Raw genomic sequence first — 17,542 nt, forward strand, 5'->3', positions numbered from 1 at the left:
GCCCGATAATTAACATTTAGCATATTCATCTTTCAAACATTGGATAAAATGTTCAGCAATTATTTGAAAATAGCCATCAGAAATCTTCTGAAAAATAAAATTTATAGCCTCATTAATGTCGTTGGATTATCCATCGGCATTAGTGCTTGTTTGGTGATTTACTTAATTGTGAGTTTTGAATTTAGTTACGAAAACTTTCAACCCGAACGTGATAGAATTTATCGAGTAACTTCTGGATTTAAAGGTTTAGATGGCAATTCTAATCAAAACGCTGGAATTTCCGCCCCCATTCCTTCGGCAATACGAAAGGACATTTCGGGCATAGAAAAAGTGGTTGGCTTTCATTCATTTTGGGGAAGTGTAATTGTTCCAACGAATAATCAGAACAAGAAAATTTTACCCAAAGATGAATCTGACATTATTATTTGTGAACCTGAGTATTTTGATATTTTTCAATACGAATGGTTGCAAGGAAACCAAAAAATAGCCTTGCATTCGCCCAATGAAGTGGTTTTAACGGATAAAAAAGTAGAGCAATATTTTGGTAAAATCCCGCTTGAACAAGCAATTGGTCGTAAACTTAATTACCAAGATTCTCTAATTGTTACTGTTGCGGGCGTGGTAAAATCCTTACCCAAAAATTCAGATTTTGCCTTTAATGATTTTATTTCTTTCAAAAGTATTGAACCTAAAAATTGGCGAAAAGATTTTGAGTTAGACGAATGGACAAATACCAATTCCAGTTCTCAGGCTTTCATAAAACTTACCAAAGGAACAAATCCGAATAAAATTGTAGCACAATTTCCTACATTTTTATTGAAACATTTAGACCAAAAAGACCAATGGAATCACGGGCGTTCGTTGGGTCTTCAAGCTTTGACGGATGTACATTTCAATACAAAACTGCAAGGAAATTATGGCAGAGTGGTTCATTTGCCCACTTTGTATATTCTCATGGGCGTTGCTATTTTTCTGTTGTTAATTGCCATTATCAATTTCATTAATTTATCGACGGCACAGTCTATCAATCGGATTAAAGAAATTGGCGTTCGTAAAGTATTGGGAAGTAGCCGTAAAAGTCTCATACAACAGTTCATGATTGAGACTTTCGTTATTACAACCGTAGCGGTTTCGTTATCAATTATTTTGGTTGAGCCTATTCTTTGGGCTTATCAAGATTTCATTCCTCCGAATCTCCATTTTAATATTTTACAACCTCAAATTATAGCTTTTTTGCTATTGGTGTTAATCATTACGGCAACATTTTCGGGACTTTACCCTGCTTGGATTATTTCGGCTTACAACCCGATTTCTTCTATCAAAAATCAATTACCCAATGGACAAAACAGAGCCGTATTTCTTCGGAAATCGCTGATTACGTTTCAGTTTACCTTCTCACAAGTTTTCATTTTGGGAACAATTGTAGTAGTTGCCCAAAGTCGTTTTTTGCTTAATAAAGACATGGGTTTTAAGAAAGATGCTATTGTATATTTTCCGACTGATTGGCGAGCGGATAAAGAGAAAAAGAGCGTTTTGATTGAAAAATTAAAGCAAATTCCAGCAGTAGAAGGAATTAGTGTTGGCGATGCTGCCGCAAGAGGTGGTTATTCGACGCAAAGAATAAAATATTTTAACGGAAAAAATGAAGTTGAATTAGACCCAAATCGTAGGTCGGTAGATGACAATTTTATTCCTTTATACGGACTAAAAATTATTGCAGGAACAAATATCAGCAAAAGCGATACCTCCAAAGATTTTGTGGTTAATGAGGCATTTGTAAAAGCAATGGGCTTGAAAAAACCACAAGATGCCATCGGAAAAATGTTGGGGTATTGGGACACCAAGGGAAATCCAATGAAATTTCCGATTGTGGGAGTTGTAGCAGATTTTCATTTTAGGTCTTTGCACAATGCCATTCAACCCCTTTTTATTGTTTCGCAACCAAAAGAAGCAGTCACGATAAATGTAAAATTTAGAAATGCCGAAGCAAATGCTAAAAATATGACTGCTGTTTTGGATAAAATGAAAAAGGCTTACAATCAGGTTTATCCAGATAATGAAGTTGCTTTTCAGCCTCAATTTTTTGATGAAACGATTGCCAAATTTTACGAAAATGAAAAGAAAATGGCTCAACTTTTAAATAGTGCAACGGCAATTGCCATTCTAATATCTTGTTTAGGACTGTTTGGTTTAGCCACATTTGCCACCGCACAACGCACCAAAGAAATTGGTATCAGAAAAGTTTTGGGAGCAAGCGTTAAGCAGATTGTAGGATTACTTTCTCAAGATTTTATCAAATTGGTCATTATTGCCATTTTCATTGCAAGTCCAATTGCCTATTATTTTATGAATGAATGGCTACAAGATTTTGCTTATAGAATCAATATTGAATGGTGGTTCTTTGCCTTAGCGGGAGTCATTGCCATTATCATCGCTTTATTGACGGTGAGTTATCAAGCCATTAAAGCAGCCATTGCTAATCCTGTGAAGTCGTTACGGACGGAATAATTAATGTAGGAGCGAATAGCATTCGCCCTTGTATTTGATAAAATGGGCGAATACTATTCGCCCCTACCCCTACCGAAAAATAATTTTAAAATATTTTCAATTTTACTGTAACCTTTCTCCATCTCCTCAGTTTTCACATTCAAATAACCGAAAAAACACAAAAAATCCATTGAACGCATTGACTGACAACAGCCTTATGCTTAGTGTAAAAGCAGATAATTTAGACAAGATGGGCTTGCTTTTCGAGCGTTACCATCGAGTGTTATTTGCATTCCTTTATCACTCAACGGGGCAAGCTGCCATTAGTGAAGATTTGGTGCAAACTGTGTTTTATCGGATGTTAAAATATCGTCATACCTTCACAGGTGATGGCGAATTTAGAACTTGGATGTATCATTTAGCTCGCAACGTATTGAACGATTATTTCAAAAAAAATCAGCGAGTAATTTACCAAGAAGACATTACCAGCATCAGCGAACGAAATCAGGCTGAACCCTCAGCAGATTTTCAATTAGAGAAAAAACAAGAGTCAGAAGCTTTGCATCAAGCTTTGGCAAAATTGAGCCCTGAATATAGAGAAGTATTAATTTTGAGTCGTTTTCAAGAATTATCTTACCAAGAAATTGCCGACGTTTTGAAAACCTCAGAAGGAAATATCAAAGTGAAAGTTCATCGTGCGATGAAAGAATTAAAAAACATTTATTTGAAAAGTAGCAGTACGCTGTAAGGTAATTCAGTAAAAAGTATAATGTATTAAGATTTATGATTGTTTGGTAGGCAATTTCTTAATACTTGAGACATAATACTTAATACACAAGAAATATGGAAAATAAAGATTTTGAGTTTGACAAAGAAGAACAAGATTTGTGGGAACAACTCGGGAAAATAAACACGCCTAATCCAAGCCCAGCATCTCGAACACGCTTTTATGCCATGCTCGATACTTATCAAAATGAATTAGAATCGAAGAAAGAAAAATCGTTTCAAGCAGTTTTTGAGCGATTGAAACAAGCCTTTCAATACAAACCTGCTTATAATTGGGCTTATGCTTTGGTTTTATTGGCTTTGGGCGGCATGATTGGCTATTTTTCTGGAAAAACAACCGCCAATGAAACACTTGCCAATCGAGAAACAGTTGAGCAATTATCGTCGGAAGTACAAGAAATGAAACAAATGATGATGCTGTCAATGCTTGAAAATCCAACGGCAACCGAACGACTAAAAGCCGTAAGTTATACCCAAGAACTCAGTACCGTTGACGACCAAGTGATTGATGCTTTATTGACAACTTTGAATTTCGACCAAAATGAAAATGTACGCTTAGTAACTTTAGAAGCACTGATTCAATTGGCTCATCACCCTAAAGTGCGAGAAGGTTTGGTACAATCTCTATTAAAACAGGAATCGCCACTGATGCAAGTGGCTTTGGCTGATGCGATGGTAAAATTGCAAGAAAAACGCTCGGTAAAACAGTTTAAAAAATTACTCAAAAAGGATAATCTTAACAATTCAGTAAAAAGCAAAATTGAGAAAACCATTCAGGTACTTTCTTAATCCTCCAACATTTAAAAATCGACAATTTTATGAAAAATTTAATAATCCCGATTTTAGCGGGGATGGTATTGTCATGTGCCAACTCGACCGCTCAAGAAAACAAATTCAAGGAAGAAATCCACAAGGAATTTACCGTTTCTCCTAATAGTTTGGTAGCTGTTCACGACCTCGACGGCTCAATAAATGTAGAAGGTTACGACGGCGACAAAGTGGTCATTGACATCAATAAAGTCATTTCTGCCAAGAATAGTCAAGCATTGGAAGAAGGAAAACGGGATACAAAATTAGGCTTCGACCAAGCGGGAGATTCGCTCATTGTATATACCGCCGCCCCGTATGATACACGTCCAAATGTTAGAAATCAGAATGTTCATATTGAGTATAACATTCACCTTGATTATACGATTAAAGTTCCGAAAAACGTAAGTTTGCGACTTTCAACGATTAATAACGGCGATATTCTGGTAGAAAATGTAAATGGCATAATGAAGGTTAATAATATCAATGGGAAAATCACGCTAAAAAATGCTAAAGCTGCCAACGATGTTCATACAATTAATGGCGATGTGACGATAAATTATACTTCTCTCCCACCCGACAATTCAAAATATTATACCTTAAATGGCAATTTGAATATCACTTATCCAGCCGACTTTTCTGCTGATTGTGAGTTTAAAAGTTTTCAAGGTGATTTTTTTACAGATTTTGAAAATGTAGAAAAATTACCTACTAAAATTTCTAAAACCACTGAAGAAAATAAAAACGGAACAACTCATAAACTCAATAAAGCAAGTATCATCAGAATTGGAAATGGTGATAAAAAACTAAAATTTGAAACGTTCAACGGTAATATTTATATCAAAAAACAGGTTTAGGTTTGAATTTGCCACAAAGGCTCTAAGAATTATAAGTTTCTAATTGCCACGAAGGCTCAAAATTATAAGTTTTAAAATTGCCACGAAGGCTCTAAGAATTATAAGTTTCTAATTGCCACGAAGGCACGAAGACTCTAAGAATTATAAGTTTTTTAATTGCAACGAAGGCACGAAATTATGTTAATAAAAACTTAAAGCCTTAGTGTCTTAGTGGCAAAACAAACGATTCGTGGCAAAAAATACAATACAAAAATATGAAAACAAATAAATTAATATTCGCCATTTTAGCTTTATCTATTTCGGTATCATTCTTCGCAAAAAGTCAAGATAGAGACCAATTAACTGTTCCTCTTTCTGACCCTAATAAAGAAGGAAAAGTAAAAATAGAAATCATTACAGGTTCAATAAAAGTAGTGGGATACGACGGTAAAGATATTGTCATTGATGCCGTTTCAGGAGATAAAAGCGAGAAACGAGTTAATAAAGAACGCTCGGATGGTATGAAAAGAATATCCACCAATTCGGGTTTTGAACTCACCGCTAAAGAAAACAATAATACCGTTTCTATTGGTGTAGATAAGGTGAATATGAATGTAAATATCACTGTAAAAGTACCTCGTAAATGTTCCCTCAAACTCAGCACTATCAACGACGGCGATATTTTGGTAGAAAACGTAAGTGGTAATCTTGAAATTTCTAATATCAATGGAAATATCAAAATGAAAAACATTGCGGGGTCAGTCGTTGCCAATACCATTAATGATGACATCATTGTCAATTTCACTACCATTACGCCTAATACGCCAATGGCATTTACCAGCCTCAACGGTAAAGTTGATGTTACGTTTCCTGCTACCCTCAAAACAAACGTAAAGTTAAAGTCGGATATGGGTGAAGTTTACAGCGACTTTGATATTGATGTGGACAAAACGCCTTCTAAAATCAATCATTCGGCTGATAAAGAAAAGGGATTGTACAAAATCAAAAAAGATGAATGGACTTATGGAAAAATCAACGGCGGAGGCTCTGAAATTATGATGAAAACCTTCAATGGAGATATTTTTATTCGTAAAGCTAAATAGTTGATGCAACATTTGAAGCTCTAAAAGCATCTATCTTCTATTAACTTCCTGAAAAACCCAATTTTCAGGAAGCTAAATTAACAAACTCTATTAAAATCAATATCTTTTAATGAAATCTTTCATTTTAACCTCTATCTTCCTTTTGGGGAGCTTGACCTTTTACGCTCAAAAAGAGTCAAAAGACACGCTTAATATTCCGAAAAAGCAATATTTTACCCAAAAACTAACTGTTCCAATTCGTTTAGATGGCATTATCGACGACAAAGCGTGGGACGACGTACAATGGGCAGGAGATTTTCTCCAATACCAACCCAATGAAGGAAAAGCACCTTCACAACCTACCAGTTTTAAGATTTTATATGACGATAAATTTCTTTACGTAGCTTATCGTTGTCATGATTCTGCTCCAGATTCTGTCGTAAAAAGAATGAGCCGTCGTGACCAATTTCCTGGCGATTTTGTAGAAATAAACATCGATAGTTATCACGATTTACGAACGGCATTCTCTTTTACCATTTCAGTTTCGGGCGTGCGTGGCGATGAATTCATTTCTAATAATGGTAATAATTGGGATGACAGTTGGAATCCAATTTGGTTTGCCAAAACACATACTGACAACAAAGGTTGGACGGCTGAAGTTAAAATTCCTTTAAGTCAATTACGTTTTGGCAATGAACCCGACAAAGTTTGGGGTATTCAAGTTACCCGTCGAATTTTCAGAAAAGAAGAACGTTCCACTTGGCAAAAAATCCCACAAAACTCTGGTGTTTGGGTAAGTGGTTTTGGTGAATTACATGGTTTAAAAGACGTAAGACCACAAAAACAAGTGGAAATTGCTCCTTATACCGTTGCCAAAACTGAAGGCTATAAACCCGAAGTGGGCAATCCATTTGCAACGGGTAGAGATTCTAAAATGACATTTGGGGTAGATGGAAAAGTAGCCGTAACGAGTGATTTAATTTTAGATTTTACTGTAAATCCAGATTTTGGACAAGTAGAAGCTGACCCTTCACAAGTAAGAATTGATGGTTTTCAGAACTTTTTTGAAGAACGAAGACCATTTTTTATTGAAAGCAGAAATATTTTCGACTATCAATTAACAGGCTCAGAAGCAGGTGATGATTATGACTCAGACCTCCTTTTTTATTCTCGTCGAATTGGCGGTTCTCCGCACGGTTATCCAAATCTAAAAGACGGAGAATTTGCCCAAGTCCCGCAAAATACTTCTATTTTGGGAGCAGCAAAATTTAGTGGAAAAACAAAAAATGGTTGGAGTATCGGTTTACTCGAAAGTGTAACCCAAGAAGTTTCCGCTGTTATCGACAACAGCGGTTCACGTCGAACAGAAGTCATTGAACCTCTTACCAACTACTTTGTGAGTCGTTTACAGAAAGATTTTAAAGGAGGACAAACCGTTATTGGAGGAATTTTTACAGGCGTTAATCGTGATAATAATTTGAATAATTCGCTTCACACAGGAGCCTATTCGGGAGGTTTTGACTTTTTACATTATTGGAAAAATCGTACTTGGTATTTACGTGGAAATTTAGTTTTTAGCCATGTTTTGGGTTCAAAACAAAAGATTTATGAAACCCAAACGGCTTTTGAACACCTTTTTCAAAGAACTAACGCCACAGAAGTTTCTCTTGATTCTACTCGTACATCCTTAACAGGTACAGGCGGAACGTTTCGTATTGGAAAATCGGGCGGAAAATCAGGGAAATTAGGACAAGTTTTCAAGTTTGAAACGGGTGTTACCTATCGTTCTCCAGAATTAGAAGTGAACGACATTGGTTTTATGTTGACTGCCAACGAAATCAACCATTTCACATGGGCGGGGTTACATTTCCAGAAACAAGTGGGTATTTTCCGTAATGCTCGAATCAATTATAATCACTTTTCTCGTTGGGATTTTGGCGGTCAGTTTCTTTACCAAGCCTTCAATACCAATATGCACGGCAATTTTAAAAATAACTGGCGTGTGGGTACAGGCACAACTTGGATGCCCTATTTAATTTCAAATACTGCTTTGCGTGGTGGTTCGTCTTTACGTATGCCTGCTGGAATCAATCATTGGGCTTATGTTCAAAGTGATACTCGTAAAAAAATTAATGTCGGCTTCGAAATGTTCAATTATTGGGGAGCAGAAGAAACCTCAAGACAAAGCAATTATAGCCTGAGTGTAAGGGCTCAACCTTTAGACGCCATGACGGTAAGTTTAGGCGTTGGTATCAATCATAATTGGAAAAAACAAGACCAATTTGTTAGTAGCACCGATTTTAATGGCAAACAAAGAATTGTGGTGAGTGAAGTTGACCAAAATACCTTGCGTTATACCTTACGTTTAAATTATAACATTACGCCAGATTTGACACTCCAATATTACGGACAACCTTTTATTACTCGCCCAACTTATAAGAATTTTGGCTATGTGGTTGACCCGTTGAATCAGTCGTATGATGCACGTTTCCATCGTTTTAACAACGAAGAAATTGCCTTCAGAAATGGTAGTTATGAAGTAGATGAAAATCGTGATGGAAAAGTAGATTATACTTTTGGCAAGCCAGATTTTAACTTTGTCCAATTTCGTTCAAACTTAGTGGCTCGTTGGGAATACAAAGCAGGTTCAGAGTTTTATTTAGTGTGGTCGCAAGGCAATACACCTGATGCAAGTACAGATTTCGACTCAACGGTAGGCACAAGTTTGTTCAACAATATCTTTGCGGGACAAGCCAGAAACATCTTTTTAATGAAATTTACGTATCGCTTTTTGAAATAAAACTTTGCCTTATTCATTTATCGATAAAATAAAAAAAACCTGTAAAACTTTCGTTTTACAGGTTTTTTGTTTTGCAGATGATTATTAAATTTCTAATTAATTTACCAGTTTTCTAATAACCAATAACTAATCACCATACACTTAAATACTATTGGCTTTTTTGATATACAACTCCAAAGCACCAGTCATTGACGGAGCATTTGGAAGTGGTGCTTGAATATCCAAAATCAAACCAGCTTCGGTAACGGCTTTGGCAGTTGTAGGACCAAATGCAGCGATACGAGTTTTGTTTTGTTTGAAATCTGGGAAATTATCCATCAAAGATTTGATACCTGATGGGCTAAAAAACGCCAAAATATCGTAATAAACATCTTCTAAGTCAGACAAATCTGCTGAAACTGTTTCATACATCACGGCTTCTGTCAAGTGCAAATCGTTCGTTCCCATAAATCCGGGAATATCGTTTGTGCGTTTGTCAGAACATGGAAATAAGAATTTCTCAGTCTTATGTTTTTTAATAAGTTCTAATAGCTCAGCAGCAGTTTTTGTACCTGTGAATATTTTTCGCTTACGGATAACGATGTATTTCTGCAAATAATTAGAAGTCTGCTCAGTGATACAAAAATATTTCATATCAGCAGGGACTTCAATACGTGCTTCTTTACAGATTCGGAAGAAATGGTCAACAGCATTGCGGCTTGTAAAAATAATAGCCGTATGGTCAAGAATGTTAATCTTTTGCTTACGAAATTCTTTGAAAGAAACTCCTTGTATTTCAATAAATGGGCGGAAATCAACCTTAATGTTATACCTACGTGCCAACTCGAAATAGGGTGACTTTTCGTCAGTTGGACGGGCTTGCGTAACTAAAATACTGGTTACTTTGGTCAATCTGTCTGGATGTGCGGTTACTGTGATTTCGCTCATGCTCAATGCAGTTTTATCTATTGGGGCTAATCGTTGTTGAGTTGCAAGACTACTAAATGTACCTCTGAAACAACTTTATGGAACTAATGCTAATGAATTAATACAAAACTACAAGGCGAAACGTATGCCTATAATCAGGGGGATTAATTCAATGATGCAAAGGTACGAAAATAAATACAGATTTTTTAGTGTCGTCATCTTATTTATCGTAAAGTAAAGTAATGCTAACCTTGCAACAAAGAATAAAGAAATAGGAAAGAACAAATATTTTTCAGCATTTTTCACGATTTCTGGCACTGAAACGGTACTAAAAGTTAGTACAATCAGAATAATCAAAAAGAATAAACTTGACGCCTGAATTATCTTAAAATAGTGAACATTGGTAATATTATCAAGTCTGTAAAGGTTTGATAAAACTCTCAAAGCCACATATTTGAATATCAAAGAAACAAACACAATTACGGAAACTTCCAAGAAATTTATGAGCAAAGCTCCTAATGTTTCGCCTTCAGGTAAAATATCACTCGCCGAAAATAAATCAGTTTTTTCATGGGTAATCATCATGAAAATAAATGCTAAAGTAAAGCTAAGATTTACGACAAAAAGTATATTTCCTAAGTCAAAAGGTTTATTTACGACAAAAGAATCATCTCGTGTACTAATGGTCAATAAGTCTCTCGGACTAAAAAAACGCTCAAATGATTTTGGTTGATAATTGTATAAGAAGGCATAAGCACAAGCTAAAAAAATCAATCCAACCACAAAAAAGTTTTGAAAAGGAGACATTTCTCTTGGCAAAATAGTCAATAAAGACTGTGTCATTTCAATAGCTTTTTGGGCTTTTGAAATTTTATTTCCAATCTGAATCGTTAAATCTTCAACGCTTGAATTGGTGCCGTAAACGGTAAGAAATAATTTAGTTTTCCCGAAAACTTCCTGCAAACTATCAATATCCATCACTACCCAAGTGCCTACGGGCATTTTTTTTTGAAGAGAGGCATCAATGAAAAGGTAGTTTTCTTTTTCAGAACGATATAAAATTTTGTATCCTTTGTAATTCTCAATATCAAAAAACAAGCTAAAAGAATTATAATCTTTGTGTTGTTCTCGGACATAAGGTACATACGCTTTGTATCGGTCATCAAAAACCTGCCAATCGTCTTGATAATCATGGACAAGAAAAAATCCGTTATCAGGCCCTATACCTCCACCTTTTGCATTTATTTCGATTGGCAATAAGCTGTAAACTGTAAACAATAATAGGGTTGCAAAACGTAAAATTGATGATTGATGAGATATATTTTTGTCCATTTTAGGGCGTAAAGTATTCAACAAATGAATCAAAAAAGAAAACCTGCCAGACTTTTGAAATCTATCAGAGTAAAAGTTTTTTGTATGAAATATCGTTATGTTCAATGATTGGCTTGGCTTTTTTACAAAATTACGAAAAATCGGGTAATATAGTAAGCGAAAAGCGAAAAGCGATTGGCGAACTCCTCAACTTTCTTAATTTCAGTAGCTTATCGTATTAAGTCTTTATAATCGTGGCAGCAAACCGTTCTGAATATTGATAATAAAAAAAGAAGGCTTCGTTCAATACGAAGCCTTCTTTTAAACTTATAAGACTTATAGACTAAAATACTACAAACCTAAAGCTTTCAACATTGTTGCACCAATATCAGCTGGAGAGTGTACTACGTGAATACCACAAGCTTCCATGATTGCCATTTTAGCAGCAGCAGTATCATCAGCACCACCGATGATTGCACCAGCGTGACCCATTCTACGTCCTTTCGGAGCAGTTTGTCCTGCGATAAAACCAACTACTGGTTTACGGTTACCATCAGCTTTAATCCAGTTGGCAGCTTCAGCTTCCATTCCACCACCAATTTCACCAATCATTACGATACCTTCAGTTTCTGGGTCATTCATCAATAATTCAACTGCTTCTTTAGTAGTTGTTCCGATGATTGGGTCACCACCAATACCGATAGCAGTAGTTTGTCCTAAACCTGCTTTTGTTAATTGGTCAACCGCTTCGTAAGTTAATGTTCCTGATTTTGAAACGATACCGATTTTTCCTTTTGTGAAGATAAAACCTGGCATGATACCTACTTTACACTCATCAGCAGTCATAACACCCGGACAGTTTGGTCCGATAAGTGTTGTTCCCTTACCTTGAATATATTCTTTAGCATAAATCATATCCTTAGTAGGAATACCTTCTGTGATACAAATAATCACTTTGATACCTGCATCGGCTGCTTCCATGATGGCGTCAGCCGCAAATGCTGGCGGAACAAAAATAATTGAAGTATTCGCACCTGCTTTCTCAACTGCTTCTGCAACAGTATTAAAAACTGGACGGTCAAGATGAGATGAACCACCTTTTCCTGGCGTAACACCACCCACTACATTAGTGCCGTATTCTATCATTTGTTGGGCATGGAACGACCCCTCAGACCCTGTAAAGCCTTGTACGATTACTTTTGAGTCTTTGTTTACAAGTACACTCATTTCTTTGGTATGAATTATTGTTTTATGAAAATCAAATATTTAATTAAGACGGACGTCGAAATTTTGTGTAAAGGTATAGTTTGAAAAGCAAAGGACAAAAGAGAGTTTCGGAAATTAAGTATAGCTACGCTAATTTAAAATAAAAAAGGTTGTCCGCTGGCGTACAAAAAGTGTATCAAAAGCGAACACTTTTTATACTCAAAAAACAAACAACACCCTAAATATCAGACACTTAAATTATTGGCACAAAGTTATCAATAATATTTAACGTTGATAAACATAAACGAAAAGATAAGCTTGAAGTATTAACAAAAATTATTTAATACCTAAAACCAGCACAAAAAACTTATAAATCAAAAAGTCATGGATAGAATAATAGAAAAAAAGAAATGGTCGATGAAGCGTATTCTTCCAATTGCGGGTGGAATAGCTATCATTGGTCTTATTGCAACAGCCTATTTTAACAATACGGGTAATTCTAAACTAAATGTTGAACAAGAAAGGTTGACCATTTCGGAAGTTTCAAAAGGAAATTTTCAAGAGTTCATTCCAATTAATGGCGTAGTTCTACCGATTCAGACTATTTATTTGGATGCCATTGAGGGCGGACGAGTGGAAGAACTTTATGCAGAAGATGGTGCGATGTTGAAAAAGGGACAAGCTATTATGAAATTAGCAAATACGGATTTGGAATTGTCTTTGGCAAATCAAGAAACTTCTGTTTTTGGACTACAAACCCAAATGCAATATACCCGCAATTTGGCAGCTCAGGCAACTATTCAATACCAAAATTCACAAGCTGATATTGACAATGGATTTGCCGAAGCGGAACGACTTTTCAAGTTAAATGAGCGTCTTTACCGTGAAAAAGTGATTTCTGAACAAGACTATAAAGCTTCTCTGAACGCCTACAATTATCAAACTCGCAGAAGAAAATTGGTTAGCCAGACTTTGAAACAAGACTCAATGACTACCAATCAACAGATAAATCAAATGCGTGAAACCATCGCTCGTAACCAAACGACTTTGGCATTGATGCGTAAAAAGGCTCAAGATTTGATTGTAAAAGCCCCTGTTGATGGTCAATTAACTTCAAGAAATGCGGAGGTTGGAGAATTGAAAACTCGTGGACAACGCTTAGGACAAATTGATGTTTTGAGTGGTTTTAAAGTTCGTGCAGATATTGACGAACATTATATTTCAAGAGTATTCATTGGTTTGATGGCTGAATTTACGATTGCAGATAAGACTTATAAATTGAAAGTCAAAAAGGTGTATTCGCAAGTTACAAATGGACGTTTTCAGGTGGACATGGAATTTGTGGGAACGCCTCCAAGCAATATACGCCGTGGACAAACTTTGCAAGTTAGACTTTCATTGAGCGATGACACACAAGCTATACTATTGACCAAAGGCGGGTTTTATCAACAAACAGGTGGTAACTGGATTTTCAAAGTGAATGAAAACGGTACAAAAGCTTACAAAGTTGACATTCAGTTAGGTCGCCAAAACCCTGACTATTATGAAGTTATGGGTGGTTTGAAAGTGGGCGACAAAGTAGTAACCAGTAGCTATGAAAATTATGGAGATATGCAGGAGTTGGTAATTAAGGCACCCAAATAGAAATAAACCGCAAGGACGGGAAGACGCAAAGTTTGAAATATTTCTTTCATCTCCTACAACAAATTCTTAATACATAATTAGCGTCTTTCCGTCTTTGCGGTAAACAATTATAAGTTCATTAGCGTCATCCCGTCTTTGCGGTAGGAAAACTTTTTTAGCGTCTTCCCGTCCTTGCGGTAAAAATCATTAAAACCAAAAATACCATGTTAAAAATAACCAATTTAGAAAAAATCTATCGTACTGAAGACATCGAAACGGTAGCTCTTAATAAAATTTCGGCGGACGTAAAAAATGGTGAATTTGTTGCCATTATGGGTCCTTCGGGTTGTGGTAAATCTACCCTCCTCAATATCATTGGACTTTTAGATGATGCTGACACAGGAAGTTTCCTTTTCAATAACGAAGAGGTAATTTCTTACAACGAACGCAAACGTGCCGACCTCCGCAAACGTAATATTGGTTTTGTGTTTCAATCTTTCAATTTGATTGATGAATTGACGGTTTATGAAAACGTGGAATTGCCATTATTGTATTTAGGAATTGATGCCGACGAACGTAAAAAACGGGTAGAAGCGGTTTTGGAAAAAGTACAAATTATGCACCGTAGAAACCATTTTCCTCAACAGTTATCGGGGGGGCAGCAACAACGTTGTGCCGTGGCTCGTGCCGTGGTGAATAATCCAAAATTGATTCTTGCCGATGAACCAACGGGTAATTTGGACTCGAAAAATGGTAATGAAGTAATGGAATTATTGACCGATTTGAACAGTAATGGAACAACGGTTGTAATGGTTACGCACTCGGAACATGACGCTCGTTATGCTCACAGAATTATTAGAATGTTGGATGGACAGGTGGTTATGGAAAATGTCCTTTCGTAGAGACGTTGCCCGCAACGTCTTGTTCAATTATAAAATCCCGTTTCCTCTAAACTAAATATTTCACGATGAAGACGTTGCTATCTCTAAACTAAATATTTCACCATGAAGACGTTGCTATCTCTAAACTAAATATTTCACCATGAAGACGTTGCTATCTCTAAACTAAATATTTCACGATGAAGACGTTGCAACCTCTAACCTAAATGTTTCACGATGAAGACGTTGCTGGCAACGTCTCTACAAATAACAACAATGACCATGTTACAAAATTATCTAAAAATAGCCTACCGAACTTTGCTTCGTTACAAAGCATATACAGCTCTAAATGTGTTGGGGCTTACACTTGGGTTGACTTGTGCCATTCTGATTTATTTGATGGTTTCTTTCCACCTTAGCTTTGATAAATTTCACTCAAAAGCTGACCGTGTGGTTAGAATCGTTTCTTACTTCAACACACCCGATGGTGAATTTTATACCCCAGGTGTACCCGCTCCTTTGGGTGATGCCGCTCGAACTGAAATTGCTCCATTAGAAAAAGTCTCAATGGTGTATAATGAAGATAACGTTACGGTTGCCTTGATAGAAAACAACGTACCGACCAAAAAATTCAAAGAAGATAATGGAGGTTTATTTTTTGTTGAACCCGACCTATTTTCAATCCTTGATTTGAAGATTTTGAAAGGAAATGTTCAAGATTTAACACAACCTAATGTCGTTTTTTTAACAGAAAAAATGGCTAAAAAATACTATGGAGACAAAGACCCAATTGGCAAAATATTACGCCTTGATGCTCGGTTGAACGTAAAAATTGTAGGTATTGTACAAGACTTTCCATCAAATACCGACATAAAAGGTTCAATAATAGCCAGTTACCTTACTCGTGACACATATAGTCCCGAATGGGCTAAACACATGAAAATGCACTGGGGAGGTATAAATAGTTCAACTCAATGTTTTGCTTTACTAAAGCCCAATACCAATATTGAGCAAGTTCAAAAGTTGACTCCCGCCTTCATGGCGAAACACTATACTTCAGCCGAAGAAAGAAAATCTCGGTTTTTATACATTCAACCAATTTCAAATATCCACTTCAACGAAAATTATAATGGAATGCCCAAAAGTATTATTACTACTTTGGCAATCATTGGTTTGCTCTTATTAATTACTGCCTGTATCAATTTTATCAACATGGCTACCGCCCAAGCACTCAAACGCTCAAAAGAAGTAGGTGTTCGTAAAGTAATGGGAAGTTCGAGAGGTCAGTTATTCTGGCAATTCATCGCTGAAACTGCCATTATTACTATTTTGGCTGGTTTAATATCATATCTTTTAGCCACGATGCTTTTCCCATTGTTGAGTAATTGGCAAGAAGGAATTATTGGTTACAGAATGATTTTCTCAGAATTAATTGACCTTCGTTTTGGGGTAATTTTCACTTTCACCATAGTCTTGGTAATCTTTATTTCTGGCTCATATCCAGGATTCGTTTTGAGTGGGTTTAATCCTGTGGTGGCTCTGAAAGGTAAAATCAGCACCCAAAGTCTGGGAGGTGTTTCAATTAGAAAAGCCTTAGTTGTAACGCAATTTGTGATTACCCAAATGTTGATTATTGGAACAATTGTAGTGAGTTCTCAAATGAATTATTTCATAACATCTGAAATGGGCTTCAAACATGACGCTATCTTACAAATGCCTGTACCTCAACAAGATGCCACAAAACTACAAACGCTCAAAACGCAATTCAAAGAAATCCCATCTATTGAAAAAGTAACCTATATTTGGACTCCTCCTATGTCGCAAAGTCATAACACAACCAATGTAAAATATGATAATCGACAAACCGATGAAAAATTTAGTTTGAACACAAAATTTGCAGACGAAGACTATGTCGGCTTATATGGTATCAAAATCGTTGCGGGAAGAAACATTGCACATATAGACACCATGCGTGAAACATTGGTAAATGAAGAATTAGTGAAACGTTTGGGAGAGAAATCTAACGATAAAGTTTTGAATAAAATTTTGGAATTTAATGGTCGTAAAATCACCATTGTAGGCGTTGTAAAAGATTATCACGTAGAGACATTACACTCAAAAATTCCACCATTGGCAATCACTTCCACAACAAATATGTACCATACCGTTGCTGTCAAAATGAACATGGCGGATGCTCAAAATACCATTAAAAAGTTGGATAAAATTTGGAGTGCTACCTTCCCTGACTTTGTGTTTGAATATGAATTTTACGATGAAGCTATCGGTAAAATGTACCAAATTGAAACGGCTATGTTAGACTTAATTCAAGCATTTGCTTTAATCGCTATTCTGATTGGTTGCCTCGGACTTTATGGCTTAGTTAGTTTTATGGTTGCACAAAAAACCAAAGAAGTAGGCGTAAGAAAAGTGCTTGGAGCTTCGGTAGGACAGATTTTGTGGTTATTTGGGAAAGAATTTTCAATACTAATTATCATTGCATTCATCATTGCAGCTCCGCTTGCATGGTGGGTTCTGAATGGGTGGCTACAAGATTTTCAATATCGTATTGATATTGGTGTAGGGATTTTTATTATGGCGGTTTTACTCACAGGATTAATTGCCGCAATTACCGTTGGCTGGCAATCTTCCAGAGCAGCCTTAGCAAACCCTGTAAAGAGTTTACGAACAGAGTAGAGACGTTGCCTGCAACGTCTTCTTTTCACAAAAAACAACGTCTTCGTAAGAATTATTAATAAAATTTCTTGCGAAGACGTTGATGATCATAAATTTAAGACGTTGGTAAATGCAAGACGTTGATAA

The 17,542-nt window shown here is 36.1% G+C and carries 12 protein-coding genes; 9 read left to right on the forward strand and 3 right to left on the reverse strand.

The genetic code is table 11. The features are described from left to right. The first annotated feature begins 48 nt into the window (after window positions 1-48). The 6 genes from LV89_RS13095 (at window position 49) to LV89_RS13120 (ending at window position 8,798) form a co-directional block, all read left to right on the forward strand. Window positions 49-2,508 carry an FtsX-like permease family protein gene (locus LV89_RS13095; protein ID WP_109743356.1) on the forward strand — a complete coding sequence of 820 codons (2,460 nt, stop codon included), beginning with the start codon at window positions 49-51 and terminating at the stop codon, window positions 2,506-2,508. Window positions 2,509-2,704: 196 nt separating this feature from the next. Then, on the forward strand, window positions 2,705-3,235 hold the full coding sequence (locus LV89_RS13100; protein WP_109743470.1) for an RNA polymerase sigma factor: 531 nt from the start codon (window positions 2,705-2,707) through the stop codon (window positions 3,233-3,235). Window positions 3,236-3,330: 95 nt separating this feature from the next. Continuing rightward, window positions 3,331-4,062 carry a HEAT repeat domain-containing protein gene (locus tag LV89_RS13105; RefSeq protein WP_109743357.1) on the forward strand — a complete coding sequence of 244 codons (732 nt, stop codon included), beginning with the start codon at window positions 3,331-3,333 and terminating at the stop codon, window positions 4,060-4,062. 29 nt (window positions 4,063-4,091) lie between these two features. Then, the gene (locus tag LV89_RS13110; protein WP_109743358.1) at window positions 4,092-4,937 is read left to right on the forward strand and encodes a DUF4097 family beta strand repeat-containing protein; all 846 of its coding nucleotides are present in this window, start codon (window positions 4,092-4,094) and stop codon (window positions 4,935-4,937) included. A gap of 254 nt (window positions 4,938-5,191) precedes the next feature. Further along, window positions 5,192-6,019, forward strand: coding sequence for a DUF4097 family beta strand repeat-containing protein (locus LV89_RS13115; protein ID WP_109743359.1), 828 nt, complete (start codon window positions 5,192-5,194; stop codon window positions 6,017-6,019). A gap of 109 nt (window positions 6,020-6,128) precedes the next feature. After that, complete coding sequence (locus LV89_RS13120) at window positions 6,129-8,798, forward strand: DUF5916 domain-containing protein (RefSeq protein WP_109743360.1); 2,670 nt, start codon at window positions 6,129-6,131, stop codon at window positions 8,796-8,798. 141 nt (window positions 8,799-8,939) lie between these two features. Here the strand turns inward: LV89_RS13120 and LV89_RS13125 are convergent, their stop codons facing one another. The 3 genes from LV89_RS13125 to sucD all read right to left on the reverse strand — a co-directional run bounded on the left by LV89_RS13125 (window position 8,940) and on the right by sucD (window position 12,242). Further along, on the reverse strand, window positions 8,940-9,725 hold the full coding sequence (locus LV89_RS13125; RefSeq protein WP_109743361.1) for a uroporphyrinogen-III synthase: 786 nt from the start codon (window positions 9,723-9,725) through the stop codon (window positions 8,940-8,942). A gap of 108 nt (window positions 9,726-9,833) precedes the next feature. Further along, window positions 9,834-11,036 (reverse strand): DUF4271 domain-containing protein, encoded by a 1,203-nt coding sequence (locus tag LV89_RS13130; RefSeq protein ID WP_109743362.1) that lies wholly within the window; start codon window positions 11,034-11,036, stop codon window positions 9,834-9,836. Between the two features lie 330 nt (window positions 11,037-11,366). Further along, on the reverse strand, window positions 11,367-12,242 hold the full coding sequence (gene sucD, locus LV89_RS13135; RefSeq protein WP_109743363.1) for a succinate--CoA ligase subunit alpha: 876 nt from the start codon (window positions 12,240-12,242) through the stop codon (window positions 11,367-11,369). A gap of 363 nt (window positions 12,243-12,605) precedes the next feature. Here sucD and LV89_RS13140 point away from each other — a divergent pair, with 363 nt between their 5' ends. From LV89_RS13140 to LV89_RS13150, 3 genes are all read left to right on the forward strand, one after another. Beyond that, window positions 12,606-13,865: an efflux RND transporter periplasmic adaptor subunit gene (locus tag LV89_RS13140; protein WP_109743364.1), complete on the forward strand. Its 1,260-nt coding sequence runs from the start codon at window positions 12,606-12,608 to the stop codon at window positions 13,863-13,865. A 203-nt stretch (window positions 13,866-14,068) separates the two neighbouring features. Then, a complete protein-coding gene (locus tag LV89_RS13145; RefSeq protein WP_109743365.1) occupies window positions 14,069-14,746 on the forward strand; it encodes an ABC transporter ATP-binding protein in 678 nt (225 codons plus the stop codon). Between the two features lie 213 nt (window positions 14,747-14,959). Continuing rightward, window positions 14,960-17,416: an ABC transporter permease gene (locus LV89_RS13150; protein ID WP_109743366.1), complete on the forward strand. Its 2,457-nt coding sequence runs from the start codon at window positions 14,960-14,962 to the stop codon at window positions 17,414-17,416. Window positions 17,417-17,542: the final 126 nt, after the last annotated feature.

It is taken from the genome of Arcicella aurantiaca (genome assembly GCF_003148625.1).
Classification (GTDB): Bacteria; Bacteroidota; Bacteroidia; order Cytophagales; family Spirosomataceae; genus Arcicella; species Arcicella aurantiaca.